The sequence below is a fragment of the Congzhengia minquanensis genome, from assembly GCF_014384785.1.
GTDB lineage: Bacteria > Bacillota > Clostridia > UBA1381 > UBA9506 > Congzhengia > Congzhengia minquanensis.
On sequence record NZ_JACRSU010000002.1, the window covers coordinates 509,219 to 526,581 of the forward strand.

A 17,363-nucleotide genomic window follows, 5' to 3' on the forward strand; every position below is an offset into this window, starting at 1 on the left:
ATAAGTAGAGTGTAATATATCTAAAATATTATATAAAAATACATGGAGGTTACTGAGGATGAGGCCTATAAAAAAAAGAGGGGTAATGTTTAATGGATTTATCCAAATTAATTATGGAATATAAAGGGTACTATGCAATTGTAAAAATTGACGCTGAAGACCAAATTTTTGTTGGCGAAGTTTTCGGAATTGCAGATTCACTAAGTTTTCATGGTACATCAGTAGAAGAATTAGAGGAAATGTTTCACCAAAGTGTTGACAGTTATTTTGATGCATGTAGACATTTTGGAAAAGAACCAGAAAGGTGGGAGTTGATTTAATGTGTTCAATATGTCGTCAGCATCCTTGTCATTCACGTTGTCCTAATTATAACTACCCTTCAACTAGGGACTTCTGCTCTATTTGCGGAGAAGGAATATATGCTGGGGATGAGTATGTTGAAAATGTTGTTGGTGAAAAAATACATTCAGAATGTGTTATGACAACACGACAGCTTATAGAGTGGTTAGGAGGCGAGTTAAAAACAATGGACGATGATGAGTGATAAATACGTAGAAAGAAATGGTTGAACAAAGGAGCGTGATAAATTGTTAAATAATGGTGTGTTCATACCCAGCGTTGACGGTAAAGACATATACCTTGCGACTCATTACATATCTGATGAGGATAGCGAATATACGCTAAAGCTCAAAAATGGTCAGTATAACCTCAGAAAATTTATCAATAAACTTGATTATAGTTTGGATTTAATAGAGTTAGAGGATATATATAGGCGGAAACTCAGACGCAACGACTTCGCTTTTAAGATTAAAAAGCATTTTTATACTACGAATATAATCAATGTAACATTCAAATATGCTGTTAAAGAATGGAATCAGATGAATAAAAATACTTTTGTAAAGTATGGTTATGATTACAGAGAGCTTGTATTTGATGATTGTATTGCAACCAATAGAGATGGTGAAATCGTTGGTGTACAGGTGGCAAATAGGATTATAAACACCGATATAGACCTCCCCTACTGCTTTAAGTTTGCGGAAATTACACTTAAAGACGGGACAACGCAAGCGCAGATTGTCAAAAGGAAAGAGCTCAAAACTTTAATGACCAATGCTCAACTAAGAGAATACTTGTATAAAAACGGCTTTAAATGCGATGGTATTGAATATTGTAGATTAAAGCGTTCTCCCGGTTCTGCCCGTGTGGGCAAGTGTTTGTTTGCCAACGAGCCATTGTTTAAGCCACTTTTAAGGTTCAGTTCAGGGGGCGTTGAATTTAAGGATGGACAAGATGTTGACCTTGCGGCTTATGAGGGTTCAATAGCCCTTACCTCAAGCAGTATTATTGATACTATAACTATAAAGCCAGAAAACATTTTGTTGGTTGACGACTATGATAGTGTTTTTACCGAAGATGTTATTAAGACCTATAATGTTGAAGGGCAATTAAAAACTGAAGAAGCGACCTGCGAAATCAGTAATAGTATATGGGACGGCCAATCCTTAATGGATGTGTCGTTGTTTGGGGAATACGAAGAATATGGAATGGTATTGCTGCGGAACTTGATGTTCAAGTCTTGCTGTTTCAACTGCAATATACAGCAGTGGTTTAAAGATAATAATATTACACAGATTTCTCAGTTGAACGGCAAAACAAGGGCTACTGACATTAAGGATATTAAGCTGATTACCACTCCTAACAGCATTAAATACCTTAAATTTAGCACATTTGATGAGTGGTTGGACTATATATATCCTTCTTTCGGTGTCGTTAAGCATGACAAAAAGACGCATTTCTTTGGCGGAAGGCTCGTACAGACGCATTATCAGCTCATAAATACTTTGCAGCTATCGAAAGATGAAGTAAGAGAGTTATTAGAGCCATCATTGCAATTCGCTCAATTATTACGAGATAATCCTGCTGTTGTGCGTTATTATATCAAATATCCTGATATTGACGAGATGGATATTGTCAATAAGCCTTTGTTGGATAAAAATGAGGTAGTTTATAACCTTATGTGTGTAAATGACAATTTTACTCAAACAAAGTATTATCAGGAGTTTTTGACAGATTTATTAAGGTCTTATTATAAGAATTTAAAGAATGGTCACATCTATGTGAATGGCAACTACTCTACCCTGCTTGGCAATCCTATTGAGATGTTACAACAGGCTATAGGGACATTTAAGGGTAATTCACAGATAGGTATAGGCAATATACATAGTACGAGATTTGAGTACAATAAAACGATTTTAGGGTCTCGGTCTCCTCACATTTCTATGTCGAATGTATGGCTGCCATATAATACAGAAAATAGGTTGATTGATTGTTACTTTAATCTTACTCCTGAGATTGTGTGTATAAATTCGATAGGCGAAAACACATTGCAAAGATTAAGTGGCGCAGATTAATACGATGGTCTGCTTTGGATGGTAACATCCTCAAAATAAAGTTGGTGAACTTATAAATATAAGGTGTGTAATTCACGTTTAGGAATTATAGGAAATGATAATTAGGAATTATGCTAACAGGGAAAATCTAAGTGGCTGATATGCCATATGACAATCCTGTGCCAAGTTAGAGTGGCGACATTCTAAAAGGTGCAACGAGCAGGATATACTATCTCAACAGAGATAATGAAATCCATAGAGACAGAGTGAAAATCTCTATTTTGAAGTGCCAACTAACCTAAACTTTAACATTAATGAATTTTAAAGTTTTTAGGTTAAAGATGTGCTCTACTCCCCTAATAAATATCGGGAAACCGAGGGTATTTAGGTTCGATTCAGACACAGTGCTACTCACTAACAACGAGGTTCTTATAAGAGCCGCTAAAAGAAATTACAACACATTTAAAACCTCAGCTTCTTTCGTAGAGGCACAGAAGGTAAAGAGGTATTATACAGCAGAACAACAGGCTGATTTGGATATTAAAACGGCTGTAAACAAGATTGGAGAGATAGTTAATTTATCGCAAGAACTCAATTCATTGCTTTGGAATAAGATGTATTACGGAACTTCTTATGATGATGTTAAGGAATTATATTATGACATTTGCCAGTTAAATGTTATGTCGGGTATAGAGATTAGCGGAATTAGTCTCGGCGTATAGTAATATGCGTAAAAATTAATACATTGAATTGCTGGAAAATCGTAAAGGTCTATCAACTACAACATAAGGATGAAATAATAGCCTAAGTGTGAATGTGGCGAAAGCAGAAAAAATGATAGACATGTAAATATGGTCAAATCCTAAGTTTACGAAAGTTAAAGTAGTAAATAAACAAAGAAAGGAGGAATTCATGAGAAGAAAGCTAAACAAATATAGATTTATTGATGATTATGTTGTCGGAATATGTGCTGACGGTACTGAGTTTAAAATTGACAAGGACGATTATGCACGAGTGTCTTGTTATACATGGAGATATAGAAGGGGACAAATTGAGGGTTGTATAAACAGAAAAAATGTTCAGTTGTCAAGATTTATCTTAAATATCCCACAAAATAATAAGAAAGTATATTTGAGAGAGCCTTTAGATTTTAGGAAACAAAATCTCTTTTACGGCAATAGATATACATTTTATGAGAACTATTGCGCAGTTGAATGTTTCGATGGAACACAATTTATGATTGATTTAGATGATTATAACATTGTTTCTTGTTACACATGGCATTGTAATAATGGATATATCGTAGGCAAGGTAAATAAAAAAGAAATTAAAATTCATCGTTTTTTGCTAAATGCTCAAGAAGGTCAAGAAATTGACCATATTAATCGCAATCCTCTTGATAATAAACGAGATAATTTAAGAATAATTAGCAGGTCTGGGAATTGTGTTAATCGAGGCAAATGTTCTAATAATACTAGCGGAAGAACAGGAGTTTATAGGGTGTCGGGATATGATAGGTATGCGGCGCAACTCAATGTTGATGGAAAACGAATATATCTCGGGTCATACGATACATATGAGGACGCTTGTAGAATAAGAGAACTCGCAGAGCAAAAATATTGCAAAGATTATTTATTACTTTAACAATATAAAATCGAAAATCAGCAGCCAAGCTCTAAATAGGAGAAGGTTCAACGACTATGTGCTCTAAAATCGCAGAGACAGTGGTGTACGCCCAATCATTAAGTTGAGGGCGAAGATATAGTCTATTCTTGTGTGAAAATACAAGGCTTGACGGTTACGTCAACTATCAAATGTAGCGTATTTGATATAATATAAAAGTGATAAGGCAAAGAAAGAGTTTGACATAAATAACTTGAAAGAATTGGACAAGTTGCGAAAGAAATATAGGGACGAGTTAAGCGATGAGTATAATAAAAAGAAAATGCCACATTTCTTCGCTCATATATCCCGTCAGAAGGGCTATTATAATCCTCAAAGAAAGAATTACTGTAAATATCAGACATCTATGGATTATCTACAAACTGTAATAAATGGCTTCAGGATAAAGAACCCATATAAAAAGACATGGCTGCCGTTCGTGGCTATTTTGGATAACGGCAAATATCATAGTCCAAATGTTAATCAAAAGCAAATAAATAAGATTTACAGTCTTATAAAAAGGTTTATTTCTGACCGCAAATCGTTATATGCGTCTGATAAGCCCAAAGAAGAAAAGCAGAACGAGGCTAATATGTTATATGATACGCTCAAGTCTGATATAGACGGAGAGACTATCGGTTTTTCAACTATGTTTCAGTTATTATGTTCTCTTGAGAATAAAGATAACACACAGATAAAAAATATTCTGTTGCAGATATTGTGGGCTTGCGGAAATAACAGTTACAGCGATTGTATTATACAATCAATAGATGAAATTGAGCAATTAGAAGAGGGTGGAAACGACTTAAAATTATTCAATATTGGCTATAAAATTACAAAAAAACGGCTTGATTCAACCGAAAAGGTCGATTTTCACCCCTACAGTTAGGAAGTTTTTTAAGTTACTATGGAGGGAGAGGGTAGTTTTATACTTATTATCCTAATAAAACTACCCTACTTCCAGCCGTGAATGGAGATGATATTCTATAAAAAACAAGGTACAGTATACTCAAAAAGATATTGTAAACGAATTATGTAAAGAAACAGGATATTCAAAATATGAAATTGAGAGAGTTTTAGAGGCTCTGGAATTTATCGTACAAGACAAACTTGGCGATAAAGATAATATAGTGGAAATCAAACCCTTTTCGGGATTGAGATTGTGTTCAGATGTTATATCCTCAAAGGATTATCATTCTAATTTGCGTTCATCGGGGTATATAGACCCTGAATACATAATACAGCTTTCCGCAGGGTTTACGGAACATTTTAAGAGAAAACTGCGGAAACTGCACAAAATGGTATAATTCAATAAATAAATATACAAGAATACTCTTTCTTATGGCGATGAATACCTCGGTGCAGAACGGCCAGTCACCGTGCCGAGATTGTACGTACAGCGAGATATTATATGATGGGATACTTTCACATGGTATCTTCTGAAACATAGTGATATGTTTTGGATAGGTGGGAACCACCAAAGCTAAGTATAAGTGCAAAAAAATATTGCCGTAAAAAGTTACTGCCAGATTGCCAACATAATAGACGCTGCTGTGCAGAATAATCTTGATGCCTATATGGGTGGAACCATGTAGGATTGTAGAGAAAATCCACTAAGTTGGTTGTGTCGTTGAATTGCAGAAATGCAGGTATAAAATCTGTTCAGTGTACAAGTAGCCCAAATCGACATTGAAACTATATTTTACTAATAGATTAAAAAAATAATAAGTTCTGAATGACGGGTGAAAGTTCAAAGTAACCAATCTTTGCTACAATTATTGCTTATGCAAACGACAAAGAAGTATTAGGGTAGCTCCCTTATGCTCAGCTTTGTTGAGTAGTGGCTGAATATTATGACGATATTTTGATGTAAGGCGAAGGCCTATTTTGTTGCCATAATAAAGAGTATTCTTGTATTATTTTTATGTCTCATTAGTATTTTTTCTTATTTTTATATATTTTTTCTTCTGTTTGGTATGCTGGGTAAGATTCTTTTTTGTTCAGCGTACCAAACTTCTTTTTTTATTCATTTATAGCAGAATAGTGTAAAAGAAGCACATAAGGCTCATTACCTTTTAGTCAAGATGCAAGTTCTTGTTCTGCAACCAAATGTGATATTTTCTGGCGCATTTTCACACTAAAGAAAAGCGAATGCCTTTTGGCATAATTTTTTCAAGAAAGAGTGATATAAACGAAAGAAATTTCTAAATATGAAGCTATGATGCTTAAAAAGAAGGGGTATAAATTTCACAAGCAGATTTTCAAAACTTATTCTAGGCATCCAAAATATTATTGTATCGAAACTCCAAATGTGTTAAACGATTTAACCAAATCTGGAGAACTCCCCGTATGTCACAAGCATTAGGTAAGGAAAGGATTGATAAAAGATAGCTAAAGAACTTACTTATAGAAAATCCACATGCGTTGCATTAAAAGCTATTGGAATGATTGATGTTGAACATGGTGTTATTACAATTGAAGGTAAAGATTTAAAAATATGTGATCTTTTAAAAGATTTCACTGGTTTAGACGTTGAATTATCATGTAAGGTTAAAACTGACGAAGATTTAGTGATTGACAGCCGCAATATAAACGATAATGAATAAGGCGGTGAGTAATATTATTGATGTACATAGATTAGAAAACGAAAACGAAGAAAGTTTCATTTGGAGGTTGGGACAAGCAAAAGATTCTGGTCTGTTAGATATTGATTGGAATGGTGTTGCAGATTTAATAAATAGAGAATTTAGAGAAGATGAATCTCAATATCGGACGGAAGCAGCTTACAGAAAATGTTATCAACAGGCAAAAAGATTTTTTGAAGCTGGTGTATTTAATGAATTGAGTGAAGATAAATATTTTAACGAATTGCAAATTCAGAAGCAGTCTCTTGAAAAAGAAAAGGTGAAAACAAGAGATGAACGCAATGAATTAAAACGCATTCTTCGTGAAGAAGCTCGTAAGGAAAGTTACAAAGAACAGATTCTACGAAGTATTTCTGAATATCAGACTACTCCTCTATCCTATGATGAATCTAAACAGTTTACTGGCATTTTAAAGACGGATAATGATATTATATGCACGTTTTTTGATGTTCATACCGGATTAGAAGTTGATAATTATTTCAATACTTTTAACGAAAATGTGCTTCGCAGTAGAATAAATCGGTATCTTGATAAAATTTTGGAAGTTCAGTTAAGACATAGTTCTGAAAATATAAACATCATACTCTCGGAACTTGTGAGTGGAGTTATCCACTTAGCTTTGAGGATTGAAAACAACCAAAATTTAATTGAACAGTTCTTGACCATTACTGATTACATATCACAATTTTTATCAGAATTAAGTTATCATTTTGAAAATGTAAACGTATTTGTTTGTCCTGGAAACCACTCAAGGTTACATGAAAAGAAAGAAAATAATATGAGAGGCGAGAATATGGATTTACTCGCTATTCCATATTTACAAGCAAAATTACAGAATTTTAGAAATGTAAAATTCCACGAAAATACAATTGACTCTTCTATTGCTATATTTAGTGTACGAGGACAGAAAATTTTCAGTGTACATGGTGACAAAGATGAATTAAATACCATAGTTCAGAAGTTAACTATGTATGTTGGTATGAAACCAGACATCATTTACACCGGCCATCGTCACACTAATGCAATGATGACTTCATATGATACAAAGGTAATTCAAGCAGGATGTTTTTCAGGTGGAGCTGATGAATACTGTATGGATAAGAGATTGAGAAATCGCCCAGAGCAGATTATATCTGTCATTACTGACAATGGCTTGGATTGTATTTATGATGTTAAGTTATAATAAAATAGAGGTAAATTATATGAATATAACATGAAATTAAACTAAATATAAATTTAGGAGAATAGAAGGAGGGACAAGGTTTGCCTGGAATATGTACGCGTTGTGGAGATAGTCCTAATGTTGGACTAATGGAATTTTGTTGCGATGAATTGTCAGAGGTAAATTGTGCTCCCACAATGACAAAAAGGGGAACTGGTTCATTTGCAAAATACAAGGAGTTCGCCCCTATGGGAAGCACATTAATTTGTCGTAACGAAGGTGATATTAAAGTATATATGCTGTTTTCATCTGGATGGCAGGAACTATAAATAAGGAGGGTGAGAATTAATTATATTATGGATATGACGCTTTATGCTCTTCTTATGAAAAAGATAAAAGAAATAAATGATATTGTAAGCACTATACCAAATCCATTGGTTTACCGTGGAAGTATTGCAAATATAGATGAATTACCGGCTTCTCCAAAAGTTGGAGATATGTATAACATAGAAACAAAATCAATATATGGTGAACCGGGGATGAATGTCGCATGGAATGGTGATAATTGGGATACCCTCGGTGCAGCAATAGATATGAGCAATTTTTATACTAAAACTGAAAGTGATGTAAAGTTTGGTTATCATGCACCTGAGATATTGGATGCAACCGGCGACACAATTAGTTGGGATGTTTCTACATCAGATAATGCTTCTGTTACTTTGACAGGAACAAAAGTAATTACAATTACAAATGGACAAGAAGGTAAAGTAATTTCGATTTCTTGTTATGGTGGAACTTTAGATTTTTCAGATACTACACAATATAACAAATCTACTGTTTTAAGTTATTTACAGCCTATAGTGGAGTATGAACATATTACATACACTCTTATTTATAATAATGGCAAATGGGATGTAACTGCTTGTATATTTGCGGGAGGTTCAGCAAATGTTTAGAAAGCAATTTCAATTTGTTGACACACTGCCGACATATACTGAAAGAAATTCTGCAATAAGAAATTTACATATGGCAGATACAATTAACGGGGAAGTTGATTTTCTTAAAATTACAGGTGATAGCTGGCAGTTAAAGCAAAAACAGGGTAATAACTTATTAGATATGAGTGTGTTGACTAATGAGAATGGGAATATTAATTCTAAATTTTCAATAGCATCAAACATTAACAAGATTAATGTTGTGGAAGGAAAAAAATACCTTTTAATTACAAACGGTGTTAATAATAGCTCTAATTCTTACTCTTCAATATATTTTGGTGAAGATGATTTAAGTTATCCTAATGAAAGTACATATGTACTCGGTACTGGTATGTCATATAAAGCATTTGAAATGTCAACGGGAAAACGAAGTATTTTAACAGCAACTAAAACGTGTACTTTAACAAAAATTATTGTGCATGGAGAAGAAGATGTTATAGATGCTTATACTGTAAGTGAGTTTGGCCTATTTGAATATAATGACGAAGCTATAGATAGTATTGCATATGAGCCTTTTCAGCCTACTATGCCATCGTCAGAACTCCCATCGGAAATTTATAATGTAAACGGCAAACTGATTAGTAGCAGTTTTGTTAATCTTCCAGTGCTTCGTTCTATTCGTGATAATGATGGAAATATTGTGGAACAAGACACGTTGTATGTTGATAGATTGGCTGAAAGAGCTTGGATAAAAAGAAATATACAGGAAATTGAGCTTGATGGGGTAACGTTAGGATATTGTTTAAATAATGTTCAGAAATATCTAAATGATGTTATAATGTTTGATTGTTATACAATGGATGTATATAGTGCCAAAAATGGTGCGCCAGTAATAAGTAATTATTTTAATTATGAGTATGAAGGATGGGTAAGCAATAATGAATGTATCTTTTGGCACGGCAGTTTAAATAGTCACTTTTATATTTCATTATTGAAAACATTATTAACTAAATACGGATACGATGGCGAAACTGATGCATCAGCTCTTGATGCTGGAAACGCTTGGTTACAAGACATGTACGACAAAGAAAATCCGGTTAAAGTAATGTTTGTGCGACAAACACCAGTAACAGAATTGCTTGATTACTCAGACTATATACTTAAAACATCTCAGTATGAAACGAGCTTTTATTTTGATGACATTGAAGAACATTTGCAGCCAAATATCAGTGTTGAAACCAAAGTACTAGTAAATAGAAATAATACAAAATTGTATGGAGTTCGATTTGATGGTGCGTTAAATAGCGGGGATACTGTACATCGTTTATATGATGCTGCGGGTTTAGTCGCAAACGTTGGGACGGATACTGAAACTGCTATAAACGATTTTGATAATATATATCCTTGGAGTGAAAGAAAACGCTGTTGCGGATATTTTAACGAATATGGAAATTTTGTCGTTAATGCTTATGAAGGTGAACGTGATTATGTAACAGACGGAAGTAATGGTGAAGTTTGGGTTGAAACACCGTTATTCTATTACAAACATATATACGGAGATGATGATAGTGAAGAAATTGTTATTTCAGCGCACCCAATAAGTGGTTTTGAACCCTCCCCTATACATATAAGCGAAGATGGCACATTATTACAAAAGGCATATACAGCGGCTTACCCTATGGGCATCGTTGATGGTTTGCCAACTTCAAGAAGCGGGGTTTATACCCCTGTTATGTCATTGAATAATGGTATGACAAACGCGCGTTTAATGGGTGAACGATACACTACTACTACAATGGCTGAACAATACACAAAATGCCTTCTTATGTGGGTAGAATTTGCAACGCGGGATATTCAAACAAAAATGAATGGGTGTTCTTCTCTTTCGTATAGTGCGAGTCATACCGCAGTTGTTGCAGAAGACACGGCAAACCGCATTATTATTTCAAACGTAAATGCTGCGGCGTATGTTGTCGGACAGGGAATTGCAATCGGTACATCGCTCGGAAGTACAAACGTCGCAAATAATAGAACGGTTACCGCGATAGATGTTTACGACGACAGCAACAGTGCAATTACATTCGACGGCGACCCCGTAAATATAGCGGTTGGAAATGTCGTATTTGCGATTGCGTGGAAAACAGGAAGTTGTGACGGCGTTTTATCTTCTTCCGGTTCGTATATATCAAATACAAGCGGAAAATATACTTGTATTTATCGCGGCGAAGAAACACCGTTTGGAAATGCTTATGAATGGATTTCCGACGTTCTTTTCAAAAGAGAGGGCAGCGGAACAACCGAAGACCCGTACACATACGATATTTACTTCTTGCCTGACGCTACCAAATACAGCAGCGGCAACATAACGGACGATTATGTAAACGCGAATTTTCAATTACCAACGGCCGACGGGTATGTTAAAAAGTTTGGGTATGATGAACGCTTCCCGTTCCTTCGTATTCCTTCGGAAATTGGCGCTTCGACATCGACGTATTATGCTGATTATTACTATTATCCACGTGGCGCGCTTTGCGCGGCGCATGTCGGCGGCTATTGGTACGATGGGGTTGCTTGCGGGCCGTGTTATTGGTTTTGCAACTATGCGCCTTCTTATGCGCATGTCACTCGCCGCGCGCGTCTTTCATATCATCGTTAAATTAACTTAATTATTGGACTATAAAGACACTGCTATTTCCTAGTGGTGTCTTTTTTTGTATTAAAACAAAGGAGGTGGCATTTCTTTGCCGAAAAGATCGCATAAAAATGATAAGGTGGCAAAGAAGATTTGCCCTATATGTAAGAAAGAGAAACCCTTAAAGTCTGGATTTTATAAAAGTTCTTCCCCACTTTACCAAGCGGATGGTTGTGTCCCTATTTGTACTGCTTGTGTAAAAAATGGAATTGTAAATGAAGATGGCACGATAAATAAAAATAAAATGAAAAACATGTGTCAGCGACTTGATAAGCCTTTATATTGGGATGATTTAGAGTCTGGATACTCTCAATATAAAAAAGAACACAGTTTTTTATCTGATGATGAAATTGCTAAAAAAGGCAAGGAAATTGTGGCCTTATACTTCAAAAATGTTATGTTAAGGCAAACAAGAAATAAAAATTTTGCTGAATCGGAAAAAGACGGTTATATTCACAATAACAGCAATGTTACAAAAGCCGAAAAAGACCGTATTGCAAAAAAATATATGGGGGCAAGTGCTGAAGATATTGCAAGCAAAGAACAGACTACACATCACCCCATTGAAGAAAAGCCTATAAGGTCGGATGATTCGGAGTTTAATGTTACTCAGGACATGATAAATCTTTTTGGAGAAGGTTATACGAGAACAGAATATAAACATATGCATCGTAAATACAACGACATAAAAATGAATTATTCTATTCAAACGAATCTTCACCAAGAAGCTCTTGTTACTTATGTTAGATTTAAAGTTAAAGAAGAACTTGCAACTGCAAAAGGAGATGTTCAAGAAGCACAAAAATGGTGGGCAGCAGCACAAGATGCGGCGGATAAGGCCAAATTAACACCTAAACAACTTACACAAGCAGATTTGCAGGGTGGTATAAATAGTTTTTCAGAAATTTTTAAAGCGGTAGAACAAGCTATAGATGTAATACCTATTTTACCTCAGTTTAAATTTAGACCTAATGATGCATTAGATTTTAACATATGGTGTTATATTAATTATGCAAGAGAGTTACAAGGTTTACCGCAATGCGAATATGAGGATGTGTACAAGTTCTACGACAAGAAAAAGCAAGAATATATAGAGCAGTATGGTGATCCATACGGAATATTTGATGATGATCCAACAGAAAAAAACAGGCCAAGCATTGAAAAATTTATAGTTTTACCTAAAGATTACAAAGATGGTGATGATTAAGGGGTGGTCGGCAAGAAGATATAATAAATGGACTAGCCTATTAGAGGGGGTGAGGCCAAACCATGACTAAAGAACAAATTATTGCTTTACAGGACGACTCTGTTTTTGGAAAGAATCTATATAAATATGTTAAGTTTTGCTCTTGGTGTCGTTGGTTTCCCTGATTTATTTCTCGACTTAATTAAACCTAAAACTGGTGGTATTAATTTACATTCTGACCAAAGAGTGTATTTACGTTGCATTATGAGGTTTGTTGCTATGTATGGGGTCTTCCCCAGAGGATATGGTAAAACATACGATGAGGTTCTTGGTATGGATCTTGTGGCTATATTTTTCCCAGATATTGATCTTGCAATGACAGCACAAACCAAAGAAAATGCTGCTGAGTTAATAAAAGATAAACATACGGAAATAATGAAGCATTTTCCTATATTACAAAATGAAATAGAGGGGAAAGAAAAGTTCTCTAAGGGAGATGCGGAAATAAACTGGAAATCAGGCGCAAAAATTGATAATCTTGCAAACGCGCAGACAAGTAAAGGACAAAGACGAAAAAGAATAAATATTGAGGAGTCTGCACTTTTAAATGACGAATTATTTCAAGATGCTTTAAAGCCTATTGTTGAGGTTCCTAGATATACTATTGGAAGACTTGGTGTTGTTGATCCTTGTGAATTAAACCAGCAAATAAATTTCTTTACAACCTCTGGTTTTAGAGGAAGTGATGAATATGAAAGAAACATAAAGATGTTAAATGACATGATACAGCTACGTGGAGAAATCGTGCTTGGGTCTTCTTGGTTTTTGCCCTGTTGGTATGGTAGAGGTTCAACTAAAAGTCAAATTTTAAAAAAGAAGAAAGAAATGTCCCCTATTGCATTCGCACAAAATTATGAATCAAAATGGGTTGGTTGTAGTGATGGCGCATTGGTGGATATAAATAAATTAATGATTTGTCGTTCTCTTGTTTCTGTTCAAAACAAAGCCATGAACGATGAAGAAGAATTTTATTTAGGTGTTGATGTTGCAAGGTCTCAAAACTCTAGCAATAATCAGTCGTCTGTTTCTGTAGCAAAAGTTATAAGAACCAAAGATAAAACAAAAATTATCACTATTGATATAGTAAACATCATTAACATTCCTAACATTTTAAATTTTACAGCTCAAGCTTGTAGAATTAAGCAAATTCAACGAGTTTATAATGCAAGAGGTGTAGTTGTTGATGGTAACGGGCTTGGTGCAGGTCTGATTGATGAATTATTAAAGGAAAGCTTTGATCCTATAACCAAAGAACCATTAGGTTGTTGGGATACTATTAACGATGACAATCAACCAGAAGTTCAGGATGCAATTAAAATTGTTTATAACTTAAAAGCACAAACTGCTCAAAGTAAAATTGTAACTACGTTTATAGATATGGTTGACAGTGGAAAATTACGACTTCTTCAAAAAAGAGGAATAAATGATTTTACAGAAAAAGAAAATGACAACTTTATTGATAGTGTTGCTCCATTTTTAGAAACGGATGCATTTTTTGAAGAAACCGCAAATTTGAAATTAAAACATTTGCCAAATGGTGGGGTTACATTAGAAAAAGTTGTAAAAAAGTTAGATAAAGACCGTGTATCTGCAACAATATATGTGCTTTGGTTTATAAATGAATTTTGTAGAGATATATATAATAACTCAGACTATGATTTCGATTTTGATATTTAGAGAAAGGAGGGACAGTGCAATATGCAAGATACAGAACATAAAAAATTTTTACATGAAGACACAAAAGTGACAGAAGATTTTTCTTATTCTTATGATGTTGAAACAAATTCGTATGAAGACGCTTCGACAATAAATTTATTTAGTCGTTATTCCGATATTTTTGATTATTATACAGAAGAACAACTAAAAAAATATGTTACTCAACCAATGCTTTATCATAAAGAACTAATGCGAATTTCCGAAAGAATGTACAATAAAAATGGTACATATGGACAAACTGTTGCCAAAATGACTGCTTCTCCTACTCTGGATTATATTGCTATGCCAAACGGTTCAACACAAAAAGCAAAGTTAAGTATTGATAAAGCCAATCATATTATGCGACATAAATTAAATCATAAGCTAATTACAAGAGATTGTCTTCATAATGCCTTGGTATATGGGGAATATGTTGCAATATGGAGAGACACAAAGGCAAAGAGAATCACTAAAAACAACGCTTACTCTATCTCTGATAAAATTGAAGGTTTAGCATTTATTGATAATATGATGTTGCAGCCATTAGATTTAGATTATGTAAGATTTGAGGGTTTTGCCAATGGAGATTATGTTGTCTCATTTGACATGTCATACTTTGATAGATTTAAAGGAAATGGATTAGTTGGAGAGATTAAAAACTATCCTAGCAACTTTATCAGAGGTTATACAGAATATAAAAAAGACTCAAATAAACGTTGGTTATTATTAAATCAAGAAACAACCTTTGCATATAAATATCGCGCTTCGATTTTAGAGTCCCACGGAAGAATGTTGGGGCTTTTTGCTTTGTTAGATATTTTATTTTCTGAGGAATACACAGACTCTCAAAGAAATAACATGCGTGAAAATAGCTCTAATATTCGGTATATGACACTTCCAGAAGGAGAGAAAAAAGGCAGTTGTAGTCTTAATAAAGACCAACAAACCAATCAATATAACGCTTTCAAAAAGGCTGTAAATATAGACGACCAAAATAAAAAAAATAAAATTGGCCGTACAACTACTCTGAAACTTGCTCCTGGAACAGTTATAGGAAAACTAGATTCTGATAACACATTCTTAACAAACACCCTTACAAAAGAAAATAACGAATGTATAAGTACATCTTTAGGGTTGGCTATATCGGCATTAAATGGTGGTGGGCAAGGTGCATCCTACTCTACATTATCCGTTAATATCGATTTGATGCTTGCTGAAGTTTTTCAAATGTTAGAGCAAATTCAGTGGCAATATACAAAGCTGATTAATAATTATCTTGAATTGTCAGAAGAAGATTGGATTGATATTGTTTATTTAAAGACATCGACTCTTAATCAAGAAAGTGCTTTCTCAACAGCAAAGGATTTATATTTGTCCGCTGGAGGTTCAAGAACGTGGTTGTATGCAGTTGGTTCAGGTGATTCAAACACATATCTAAGGCTAATGGAGATGGAAAAAGAACTTGAGTATGACGATAGATTTTTACCGCACCCAACGTCGTACACTCTTTCTAACTCTATGGATAAAGCAACTGTCGATGAAAATTCGGGTGGTGCTCCAAAGAAAAAAAATAGTGAGTTGAGTGATTTAGGAGTACAGACAAGAACAAATGGCGGAAACAAAACACCAAAACCAAGTACAAGAAAGTGAGGTTTTAAATGGATTTAGAATTGTGCTCAATTCAGGAACAAACCTCTGAAGATATAAAAGCTGGCAGAGTCAAAATCGTAATGTCCGCTTACGAAATACACGACACAGGGAATTTGTCTCAAATAAACAATAACGGCATACATTGGGAAGAAAAATACACTATTGACAACATGGAATCTGCAATAGGTGCACCTTTTGTAGTTAGATTTGTTGATGTGAATAGGTCTTTAATATCTGACCACGGAAGAATGGAAAACGATATTGAGGATGGCAACATTATTTTCCCTGACAGTGATACAGTTGGACACATTGAAGATGTGTGGATTGAGGACAGAGAGGTTAAAGGTAAAACAAAAAAATTACTGATGGTATCAGGTGTAATTTATGACCAAAGATACCATGAACTTGTAAAATATCTTCGTGAAGCAATTTCTTCGGGCAATCACATAAAAGGTAGTGTGGAAATATCAGGCAAAGGAAAATTAAAACAAATTGTTTATGAGCATGGGATTGGGAGCAAAGATAAAAACGGTAATTTAATTATCCCAAGAACTCCCGTCTTATTCGATATAAGCGGATTGGCATTGCTTTCTGATTTTGTGCCACCGGCAGATACAGCGTCAGAGGTTATAGAAATCAACCAAAAATCAACTAAAATCAATTTAGATGATATAAACAAAAAGGAGGAAACCGAAATGGCAGAAGACGTAAAGACAGACAATACTGTTGTTGAATTAAACGCAAAAATTATTGCACAGGTCGAAGAACTCAACGAGTTAAAAAATAAATTGTCTACTACTGAAACAGAATTGAATTCCTGCAAAGAAAAATTAACTGCTTCAAAGGCAAAAGAGGTTGAGTTGAATGAATTACTCGTGGAAGCAAACAAAGAATTAGAGGCTCAGAAAAATCGGGTTGCTGAACTTAACGGCGAAATTGAACCTTTAAGACAGATGAAGGCAGATAGCGAGAAAGCACAGGCTCAGGCCGAGATAAATTCTTATTTTGAAAACATTAAGAATGAGAATGGTTTTAGTGAGGCTGAACTTAACTCTATGAAAGAGGACTTTGTTGACAAGTGTGATTTAGATGGTCTTAAAGCTAAAGAAACAGAACTTTGTGTTGCTAAATTTAAAGCAATGAAGTCTGCTGAAAAATCGGAACTAGAAATTAATAGTGCAGAAGACTTGAACAATGGTACACTCTTCTTCTCTACTAAAATTGAAACCGTAGAAGCAAATAGTGCCAATAGTGATGGCAGTGAATTATTTAGATAATTGAAAGGA

13 protein-coding genes are annotated in these 17,363 nt (G+C 34.5%); all 13 read left to right on the forward strand.

What is annotated here, in order from left to right; all coding sequences use genetic code 11:
• Nucleotides 1-92 precede the first annotated feature (92 nt).
• The 13 genes from H8698_RS07520 (at nt 93) to H8698_RS07575 (ending at nt 17,354) form a co-directional block, all read left to right on the forward strand.
• Nucleotides 93-320, forward strand: a complete 228-nt coding sequence (locus H8698_RS07520; protein WP_249311978.1) for a type II toxin-antitoxin system HicB family antitoxin — start codon at nt 93-95, stop codon at nt 318-320.
• Between the two features lie 267 nt (nt 321-587).
• Nucleotides 588-2,411: a hypothetical protein gene (locus H8698_RS07525; protein WP_249311981.1), complete on the forward strand. Its 1,824-nt coding sequence runs from the start codon at nt 588-590 to the stop codon at nt 2,409-2,411.
• Between the two features lie 891 nt (nt 2,412-3,302).
• Nucleotides 3,303-4,034 (forward strand): HNH endonuclease, encoded by a 732-nt coding sequence (locus H8698_RS07530; protein WP_249311983.1) that lies wholly within the window; start codon nt 3,303-3,305, stop codon nt 4,032-4,034.
• A gap of 232 nt (nt 4,035-4,266) precedes the next feature.
• Complete coding sequence (locus H8698_RS07535) at nt 4,267-4,941, forward strand: hypothetical protein (protein WP_249311985.1); 675 nt, start codon at nt 4,267-4,269, stop codon at nt 4,939-4,941.
• A 130-nt stretch (nt 4,942-5,071) separates the two neighbouring features.
• Nucleotides 5,072-5,359, forward strand: a complete 288-nt coding sequence (locus H8698_RS13505; RefSeq protein ID WP_430393572.1) for a hypothetical protein — start codon at nt 5,072-5,074, stop codon at nt 5,357-5,359.
• A gap of 1,137 nt (nt 5,360-6,496) precedes the next feature.
• Nucleotides 6,497-6,658, forward strand: coding sequence for a hypothetical protein (locus H8698_RS07540; protein WP_249311987.1), 162 nt, complete (start codon nt 6,497-6,499; stop codon nt 6,656-6,658).
• The gene (locus H8698_RS07545) at nt 6,651-7,880 is read left to right on the forward strand and encodes a hypothetical protein (RefSeq protein WP_249311989.1); all 1,230 of its coding nucleotides are present in this window, start codon (nt 6,651-6,653) and stop codon (nt 7,878-7,880) included. Before H8698_RS07540 ends, H8698_RS07545 begins: the two co-directional genes overlap by 8 nt.
• A gap of 335 nt (nt 7,881-8,215) precedes the next feature.
• Nucleotides 8,216-8,815 carry a BTB/POZ domain-containing protein gene (locus H8698_RS07550; RefSeq protein ID WP_249311992.1) on the forward strand — a complete coding sequence of 200 codons (600 nt, stop codon included), beginning with the start codon at nt 8,216-8,218 and terminating at the stop codon, nt 8,813-8,815.
• Nucleotides 8,808-11,450, forward strand: a complete 2,643-nt coding sequence (locus H8698_RS07555) for a hypothetical protein (protein ID WP_249311995.1) — start codon at nt 8,808-8,810, stop codon at nt 11,448-11,450. The genes H8698_RS07550 and H8698_RS07555 overlap by 8 nt, the downstream gene beginning before the upstream one ends.
• Before the next feature lie 85 nt (nt 11,451-11,535).
• Nucleotides 11,536-12,693 (forward strand): hypothetical protein, encoded by a 1,158-nt coding sequence (locus H8698_RS07560; RefSeq protein ID WP_249311997.1) that lies wholly within the window; start codon nt 11,536-11,538, stop codon nt 12,691-12,693.
• Between the two features lie 105 nt (nt 12,694-12,798).
• Complete coding sequence (locus H8698_RS07565; protein ID WP_249311998.1) at nt 12,799-14,409, forward strand: hypothetical protein; 1,611 nt, start codon at nt 12,799-12,801, stop codon at nt 14,407-14,409.
• A gap of 21 nt (nt 14,410-14,430) precedes the next feature.
• Nucleotides 14,431-16,077, forward strand: a complete 1,647-nt coding sequence (locus H8698_RS07570; RefSeq protein ID WP_249312000.1) for a hypothetical protein — start codon at nt 14,431-14,433, stop codon at nt 16,075-16,077.
• 8 nt (nt 16,078-16,085) lie between these two features.
• Nucleotides 16,086-17,354 carry a hypothetical protein gene (locus tag H8698_RS07575; protein ID WP_249312002.1) on the forward strand — a complete coding sequence of 423 codons (1,269 nt, stop codon included), beginning with the start codon at nt 16,086-16,088 and terminating at the stop codon, nt 17,352-17,354.
• Nucleotides 17,355-17,363 lie beyond the last annotated feature (9 nt).

Bases quoted from the DNA above. Each gene is read 5' to 3' on its own strand.
- H8698_RS07520 (WP_249311978.1), top strand. From the start codon at position 93: ATGGATTTATCCAAATTAATTATGGAATATAAAGGGTACTATGCAATT.
- H8698_RS07530 (WP_249311983.1), top strand. From the start codon at position 3,303: ATGAGAAGAAAGCTAAACAAATATAGATTTATTGATGATTATGTTGTC.
- H8698_RS07540 (WP_249311987.1), top strand. From the start codon at position 6,497: ATGATTGATGTTGAACATGGTGTTATTACAATTGAAGGTAAAGATTTA.
- H8698_RS07545 (WP_249311989.1), top strand. From the start codon at position 6,651: ATGAATAAGGCGGTGAGTAATATTATTGATGTACATAGATTAGAAAAC.
- H8698_RS07550 (WP_249311992.1), top strand. From the start codon at position 8,216: ATGGATATGACGCTTTATGCTCTTCTTATGAAAAAGATAAAAGAAATA.
- H8698_RS07555 (WP_249311995.1), top strand. From the start codon at position 8,808: ATGTTTAGAAAGCAATTTCAATTTGTTGACACACTGCCGACATATACT.
- H8698_RS07570 (WP_249312000.1), top strand. From the start codon at position 14,431: ATGCAAGATACAGAACATAAAAAATTTTTACATGAAGACACAAAAGTG.
- H8698_RS07575 (WP_249312002.1), top strand. From the start codon at position 16,086: ATGGATTTAGAATTGTGCTCAATTCAGGAACAAACCTCTGAAGATATA.